The 6,350-nt window shown below is 66.2% G+C and carries 9 protein-coding genes; 6 read left to right on the top strand and 3 right to left on the bottom strand.

The annotated features are described in order from the left end of the window. On the bottom strand, window positions 1-382 hold a 382-nt coding region (locus AC2FM3_RS15060), incomplete at its 3' end, for a transcription antitermination factor NusB (RefSeq protein WP_496683325.1). Window positions 383-470: 88 nt separating this feature from the next. On the opposite strand from AC2FM3_RS15060, the gene AC2FM3_RS15055 reads away from it, so the two are divergent. Then, window positions 471-653 carry a DUF1674 domain-containing protein gene (locus AC2FM3_RS15055; RefSeq protein ID WP_093964397.1) on the top strand — a complete coding sequence of 61 codons (183 nt, stop codon included), beginning with the start codon at window positions 471-473 and terminating at the stop codon, window positions 651-653. 4 nt (window positions 654-657) lie between these two features. Here the strand turns inward: AC2FM3_RS15055 and AC2FM3_RS15050 are convergent, their stop codons facing one another. Further along, window positions 658-1,518 carry a LysR family transcriptional regulator gene (locus tag AC2FM3_RS15050; protein WP_496683321.1) on the bottom strand — a complete coding sequence of 287 codons (861 nt, stop codon included), beginning with the start codon at window positions 1,516-1,518 and terminating at the stop codon, window positions 658-660. A gap of 98 nt (window positions 1,519-1,616) precedes the next feature. On the opposite strand from AC2FM3_RS15050, the gene tmpA reads away from it, so the two are divergent. Both tmpA and tmpB read left to right on the top strand, forming a co-directional pair. Then, window positions 1,617-2,753, top strand: coding sequence for a 2-trimethylaminoethylphosphonate dioxygenase (gene tmpA / locus AC2FM3_RS15045; RefSeq protein WP_496683317.1), 1,137 nt, complete (start codon window positions 1,617-1,619; stop codon window positions 2,751-2,753). Continuing rightward, window positions 2,750-3,340 carry a (R)-1-hydroxy-2-trimethylaminoethylphosphonate oxygenase gene (tmpB, locus tag AC2FM3_RS15040; RefSeq protein WP_496683315.1) on the top strand — a complete coding sequence of 197 codons (591 nt, stop codon included), beginning with the start codon at window positions 2,750-2,752 and terminating at the stop codon, window positions 3,338-3,340. The genes tmpA and tmpB overlap by 4 nt, the downstream gene beginning before the upstream one ends. Here tmpB and dapB read toward each other — a convergent pair. Next, window positions 3,337-4,146: a 4-hydroxy-tetrahydrodipicolinate reductase gene (gene dapB, locus AC2FM3_RS15035; RefSeq protein ID WP_496683313.1), complete on the bottom strand. Its 810-nt coding sequence runs from the start codon at window positions 4,144-4,146 to the stop codon at window positions 3,337-3,339. The two genes, tmpB and dapB, sit on opposite strands and share 4 nt — an antisense overlap. 92 nt (window positions 4,147-4,238) lie before the next feature. Between dapB and rbfA the strand changes: the two genes are divergently transcribed. Genes rbfA through truB form a run of 3 tightly spaced genes read left to right on the top strand, consistent with a single transcriptional unit; the run spans window position 4,239 to window position 6,334 of the window. After that, the gene (gene rbfA / locus AC2FM3_RS15030; protein WP_496683311.1) at window positions 4,239-4,634 is read left to right on the top strand and encodes a 30S ribosome-binding factor RbfA; all 396 of its coding nucleotides are present in this window, start codon (window positions 4,239-4,241) and stop codon (window positions 4,632-4,634) included. 17 nt (window positions 4,635-4,651) lie between these two features. Further along, window positions 4,652-5,374: a phosphodiester glycosidase family protein gene (locus AC2FM3_RS15025; protein ID WP_496683309.1), complete on the top strand. Its 723-nt coding sequence runs from the start codon at window positions 4,652-4,654 to the stop codon at window positions 5,372-5,374. A gap of 54 nt (window positions 5,375-5,428) precedes the next feature. After that, window positions 5,429-6,334 carry a tRNA pseudouridine(55) synthase TruB gene (truB, locus tag AC2FM3_RS15020; RefSeq protein ID WP_496683306.1) on the top strand — a complete coding sequence of 302 codons (906 nt, stop codon included), beginning with the start codon at window positions 5,429-5,431 and terminating at the stop codon, window positions 6,332-6,334. Window positions 6,335-6,350: the final 16 nt, after the last annotated feature.

Here is a 6,350-nt window from a genome sequence, read left to right as displayed (position 1 = left end):
CTTCGGCCGCGATCTTCCGCAGAACCGCGTTGACAAGCCCCTTGAGCCGCCCGTGTTTGCGCGAGCGGCCGATGATCTCGACCATCGCGTTCACAACGCCATGCGCGGCCTCGCCGTGGCACAGTTCGACCGTTCCCAGACGCAGCGCGTTTTGGACGGTCAAAGCCGGTGTGCGCCGCAGATGCCCCTCCAGCAGGCGGTCGGCGCGTTCAAGCCCGCGCAAGGTCTCCAGCGTCAGCCGCTGCGCACGCGCGCGGTCTTCGGGGGCAAGGCGATCCAGCGCCCCGGCCGCCAGGCATTCGGACAGCAAGCGCCCCTCGCCCAGGATCTGATCCAGCAGATAGATGACGCTGCGCCGCGCCGCTGTCGGGGTGTTGGACATGAAACCGCCTTTGCAAGGTTTTCGCCCGCATTGCCATCAGCGGACGAGGGCGTATATCAAGGCCATGCACGGAAAGGAACCCGATGTCATGAGCGACGACCGCACAGATCTGCCACCCGCCGCCCAGCGCGCCTTGGCCGAGGCCGAAGAGCGCCGGCGCAAGGCCGAAGCAGAGGCCAAACCCCTGCCCAAGGAACTTGGCGGGCGCGACGGCCCCGATCCCGCGCGCTATGGCGATTGGGAGAAGAAGGGCATCGCGATCGATTTCTGACCGCTCAGACTGCCGCGCGCAGGGCCTGCAGGAAATCGCCGATCAGGGCCTGCTGCTTTTTCGACTGCGCCCGGTCCCGCGGCCATGTCAGCCAGTATCCGTCGCGGGTTTCCAGGTCGAGACGCCCCAGCCGGATCAGGCGGCCCGAGGCCAGATCCACCGAGGCCAGGGCGACCGACCCCAGAACGACCCCCAGCCCCTGCCGCGCCGCGCTCAGGGCATGTTCCATCGAGTCAAAGCTCAGACCGGCGCGTGGCAGGTCTGTATCGCCTGTCTTCTGCATCCAGTCCTGCCAGCCGGGCCGTTCGCCGCGCAGGTCGATCACCGGCGCGCCCCAGTCGACGCCCGGTGCCGCCATCGGGGTCAGAATCTCGGGCGCGATCAGGTCCGCGGCGCGCCCCGGCCAGTTGCCACGCCCATAGCGGATCTGAAGCCAGGTCCGCTCGTCCTCCAGCGAGGACCGCCGGGCCACCGAATCCGTGGTGACCTGCACCTCGGGCCGCAGGGCGCGAAAGCCCCCCAGGCTGGGCAACACCAGCGCCTGGATATGCGAGGACAGCCCGGCCACCCGCAGCGCGCGCGGGGCGGTGCCGAACAGATCCTCGGTGTTGCGTTCCAACGCGCGCAGGCTGTCCTGCACCAGCGGCAGATAGCTTTCGCCCTCGACCGTCAGCGACACGCCGCGCGCCTCGCGCACGAACAGGGACCGGCCCAGCCAGGATTCCAGATTGGCGATGCGCTGGCTGACCGCCGCCTGAGTCAGGCCGAACTCGCGCGCCGCGGCCGAAAATCCGCCCAGCCGCCCGGCCGCCTCGAACACGCGCAGCCAGTCCAGCGGGGGCAGGCCGACCTTTTTCTTGCTCATTAGATTTCCCAACCCTCAGAGGAAACAAGACTTAATTGTCGTAATGCCATATCGCGCGTATCTCCTCAATCAAAGCCTGCGCTGAACAGGAGAGTCCCATGCTGCGCTACGCCACCCATGGCCCGGCGGTCGTTTCGGTTGAGTTCGAAGACGGCACCCGCGCCCGTTTCCACGCCATCTGGCTGCGCGACAATGCGCTGGACCCGCAGACGCGCGACCCCGGCAACGGCCAGCGCCTGATCACGATCGGCGACATTCCGGCAGAGATCGCGATTCAAGCGGCCGAGGTGGCGGGCGGTGACCTGCAGGTGACCTTCGCCCCCGAAGACAAGACCGTCAGCTTCCCCGCAAACTGGCTGGCCGCGCATGTCTATGATCGGGACCAGACCCGCCCGATGGGCTGGCTGTCGCCCGGCATCACCACTTGGGACGGCGGGTTCGCGGCCCCGGCCGGCGACTGGACGCAGGTGCATGAAATCCCCGCCGCCAAGCGCGACTGGCTGGCGGCGGTCGCCGAATACGGCTTTGCCAAGCTGACCAACGGCCCGACGGAACCCGGTTCGCTGCTGAAGGTCGCCGATCTGTTCGGCTATGTGCGCGAGACCAACTATGGCCCCTATTTCGAGGTTCGGACCGAGGTGAACCCGACCAACCTGGCCTATACCGGCCTTGGCCTGCAGGCGCATACCGACAATCCCTATCGCGACCCGGTCCCCACGTTGCAGATCCTCTATTGCCTGGAAAACAGCGCCGAAGGCGGGGAGTCGATCGTGGTCGACGGCTTTCGCGCGGCCCAGCGCCTGCGCGCCGAAAACCCCGAAGGCTTTGCCCTGCTGGCCGGCTATCCCGCACGGTTCGAATACCGCGGTTCGGACGGGGTCTGCCTGCGCGCGCGCCGCCCGATGATCGAGCTGTCGCCCGATGGCGAATTGATCGGCATCCGCTTCAACAACCGGTCCTCGGCCCCGTTCGTGGATGTGCCCTTCGACCGGATGGAGGCCTATTACGCCGCCTACCGCCGTTTGGGCGAGATCATCGACGACCCAGCCATGGGCGTGGCGTTCAAGCTGGAACCGGGCGAGAGCTTCATCGTCGACAACACCCGCGTCCTGCATGCGCGTCTGGGATATTCGGGTGCCGGGTCGCGCTGGCTGCAGGGATGCTATGCCGACAAGGACGGGCTGCTGTCGACCCTCGCCGCTATGCGGATGGCGCAACCGGAGGCGGCGGAATGAAACCCGATTTCCAGACCCTGACCCGCGACAACATCGTGGCCTTCATCGCCGATATCTTCGACCGGCGCGGGGGCGAGGAATACTTGGGCGAGCCGGTCACCATGGCCCAGCACATGCTGCAGGGCGCCACCATCGCCGAGCAGAACGGCATGCCCGAAGAGATCATCGTGGGCGCTCTGCTGCACGATATCGGACATTTCACCTCGGAATTCGGCACCTACCACCCCGACGACACCGAGGACCGCCACCACGAGGATGCCGGCGCCGAGATGCTGGAGCGGTTCTTTCCGTCGGTCATCACCGATTGCTGCCGCTATCACGTCGCGGCCAAGCGATATCTGTGTGCAACCAAGCCCGAGTATTTCAACCGCCTGTCGGCGGCCTCGGTCCATACGCTGGAATTGCAGGGCGGCCCGATGAGCGCCGAGGAAGTCGCCGCATTCGAGGCCAACCCGAACCTGAAGGAAATCATCCAGGTCCGGTATCTGGACGAGGCCGGCAAACGGCCCGACATGGACACGCCCGGCTTCGACCATTTCGCGCCGATGGTTCAGCGCATGGTCGACCGGCATCTGGGCGAGGGTTAAAGCCCCAGCACATCCACCATGTCGTATTGGCCGGGGGCCTTGCCCTGCCCCCACAGCGCCGCCTTCAGCGCGCCTCGGGCAAAGATCGCCCGGTCGGTCGCCACGTGGCGCAGCACGATCCGTTCGCCCGCCGCGGCGAACAGCACGTCGTGTTCGCCAACGATGTCGCCACCGCGGATGGCGTGAAAGCCGATATGGCCCCGCTGCCGGGCGCCGGTGATCCCGTCGCGGCCCCGGTCGGCGAAATCGGCAAGGTCTACGCCCCGCCCTTCGGCCGCGGCCTCGCCCAGCATCAGAGCCGTTCCCGAAGGCGCATCGACCTTGTGATGGTGATGGGCTTCGATCACCTCGATGTCGAAATCCTCGTCCAGCGCGGCGGCGACCTTTTTGGTCAGCTGCACCAGCAGGTTCACGCCCAAGCTCATGTTGCCCGCCCGCACGATCACCGCATGGCGCGCGGCAGGTTCCAGCGCAGCGATCTGTTCATCGCTCATGCCGGTTGTGCCGATCACATGCACGCAGCGCGCCTGCGCCGCCAGTGCGGCGAACTCCAGCGTCGCCTCGGGCGCGGTGAAGTCGATCACCGCCTGGGCTTGCGCAAAGGCTTCGAGCGGATCGTCGGTGACGGTCACGCCCAGCGGCTGGCCGCCCATCGCGGTGCCAACGTCCTGACCGATCCAGTCATGGCCCGCGCGCTCGACCGCGCCGACCAGCCGCGCCTGATCGCTGTCGGTGATGGTCTTGATCAGCATCTGCCCCATCCGGCCCGAAGCCCCGGTCACGACAATTCCCGGAATATGCGTCATTGCGCTGGTCCTTCTTCTGAAATTCGGCTCAAAGCCTCCTACCCGGTTCGGGGCCGCTTGGCAAAGCCCCGCTTTGCGCTTAGATCGGGGACATGGCTAAGAACAAATTCCACGACGGCCCCGGCCCCTCGCAACGGCAACTTCGCGTCGGCGAACTGATCCGCCGCACCCTGTCCGAGGTGCTGGCGCGCGGCGACGTGCACGACCCTGACCTGAACCGCCTGTCGATCACCGTGGGCGAAGTGCGCACCTCGCCCGACCTCAAGATCGCCACCGCCTATGTGCTGCCGCTGGGCGGCAAGGGGCAGGACACCGTGATCGAGCTGCTGGCCCGCAACAAGGGCGAGCTGCGCCGCATGGTCGGCAAGAAGGTCGGCCTGAAATTCGCCCCCGACCTGCGCTTCCGGCTGGACGACACGTTCGACCGCATGGACGACACCCGCCGGATGTTCGAACAGGACGCCGTGCGCCGGGACCTGGACGAGTGATCCGCAGGACCGCCGCTGTGATCGCATTGCTCTGGGCCGGACAGGCCGCGGCTGTGACGTGCGAGCGCGTGGCCCACGAAGACCGGCGCTATACCGTGTGCGAGGTTGACGCCACCACCGAGGACCTGCGCCTGTTCCTGTATGACGACGCGGGCCAGGTGCTGGGCCATTTCTCGTCGGTGAACGAGGAACTGGTCGGTTCGGGCCAGCGCCTGAGCTTTGCGATGAACGCCGGAATGTATCACGAGGACCGCTCGCCCGTGGGCCACTATGTCCAAGACGGGCAGGAACTCATGCGCGTGATTCCCAACGCCGGCCCCGGCAATTTCGGCCTGCTGCCCAACGGGGTGTTCTGCATCCGCCAAGGCCGCGCCGACGTGTTCGAGACGCTGGACTATCTTGATCGCAAACCCGATTGCCGCTTTGCCACCCAATCCGGCCCGATGCTGGTGATCGACGGCGAATTGCATCCACGGTTTCTCGAGGATTCGACCTCGCGCTATGTGCGCAACGGGGTGGGCACCAGCGCCGATGGCAGCCGTGCTGTGTTTGTGATCTCTGAGGACTATGTCACCTTCCATGAATTCGGTCGTCTGTTCCGCGACGTGCTGAACACGCCCAACGCGCTGTTTTTCGACGGCAACATCTCGCGTATGTATGACCGGGCGGCGAACCGGTCGGACGTGGGCTTCTCGCTGGGACCGATCGTCGGCGTGGTCGAGGACATCCCGGCAAATTGACAGCGTCGGACCGATCCGCTAGGTCGCGCGCCTTAACAGACGACAAGGTGCATCATGGGACGCAAACGCAAGGGTCGTGACATTTCCGGTTGGCTGGTGGTCGACAAGCCCGCGGGCATGACCTCGACCGCCGTGGTCAACAAAGTTCGCTGGGCGCTGGACGCCAGGAAGGCGGGCCACGCCGGTACGCTCGACCCCGAGGCCACCGGCGTTCTGGCCGTCGCTTTGGGCGAGGCCACCAAGACCGTTCCCTACATCACCGATGCGCTCAAGGCCTATACCTTTACCGTGCGGCTGGGTCAGGCCACCAATACCGACGATGCCGAGGGCGAAGTGATCGCGGAAAGCGACCTGCGCCCCACCGATGACGAGATCAAGCAGGCCCTGTTGCCCTTCGTGGGCGAGATCATGCAGGTGCCGCCCAAGTTCTCGGCGGTCAAGATCGACGGCCAGCGCGCCTACAAGCTGGCCCGCGACGGCGAGGATGTCGAACTGGCCGCCCGCCCACTATGGATCGAGGAACTGGTGCTGGTCGACCGCCCCGATCCCGATCATGTCGTGCTGGAAATGACCTGCGGCAAGGGTGGCTATGTCCGCTCGATCGCCCGTGATCTGGGGGCGGCGCTGGGTTGCCATGGCCATGTCAAGGCGCTGCGCCGGATCTGGTCCGGCCCGTTCGACGTCGAAGACGGCCTGAGCATCGAGCAAATCGACGAGATGGCGAAAACCCCGGCGCTGGATGAATACCTGCGCCCGCTGGAGGAAGGTCTGACCGACCTGCCCGAGTTGAAATGCACCCCCGAAGGCGCCACCCGCCTGCGCAACGGCAACCCCGGCATGGTTCTGGCCAGCGACGTGGAATACGGCGACGAGGCCTGGGCCTCGTTCGACGGCAAGGCCGTAGCGGTGGGGATCTACAAATCCGGTGAGTTGCACCCCAGCCGGGTGTTCGCCGGTTAGGTCCCGTGCTAAGCGA

Source organism: Ruegeria sp. BHSB172 (assembly GCF_059613165.1).
Note: the sequence above shows the minus strand (reverse complement) of the source record. Positions and strands in the feature narration are given on the sequence as shown.

What these genes read in the sequence shown, in the direction of transcription:
- truB (WP_496683306.1), top strand. Translation starts at nt 5,429, where the DNA reads ATGGGACGCAAACGCAAGGGTCGTGACATTTCCGGTTGGCTGGTGGTC.
- tmpA (WP_496683317.1), top strand. Translation starts at nt 1,617, where the DNA reads ATGCTGCGCTACGCCACCCATGGCCCGGCGGTCGTTTCGGTTGAGTTC.
- rbfA (WP_496683311.1), top strand. Translation starts at nt 4,239, where the DNA reads ATGGCTAAGAACAAATTCCACGACGGCCCCGGCCCCTCGCAACGGCAA.
- AC2FM3_RS15055 (WP_093964397.1), top strand. Translation starts at nt 471, where the DNA reads ATGAGCGACGACCGCACAGATCTGCCACCCGCCGCCCAGCGCGCCTTG.
- AC2FM3_RS15050 (WP_496683321.1), bottom strand. Translation starts at nt 1,518, where the DNA reads ATGAGCAAGAAAAAGGTCGGCCTGCCCCCGCTGGACTGGCTGCGCGTG.
- tmpB (WP_496683315.1), top strand. Translation starts at nt 2,750, where the DNA reads ATGAAACCCGATTTCCAGACCCTGACCCGCGACAACATCGTGGCCTTC.
- dapB (WP_496683313.1), bottom strand. Translation starts at nt 4,146, where the DNA reads ATGACGCATATTCCGGGAATTGTCGTGACCGGGGCTTCGGGCCGGATG.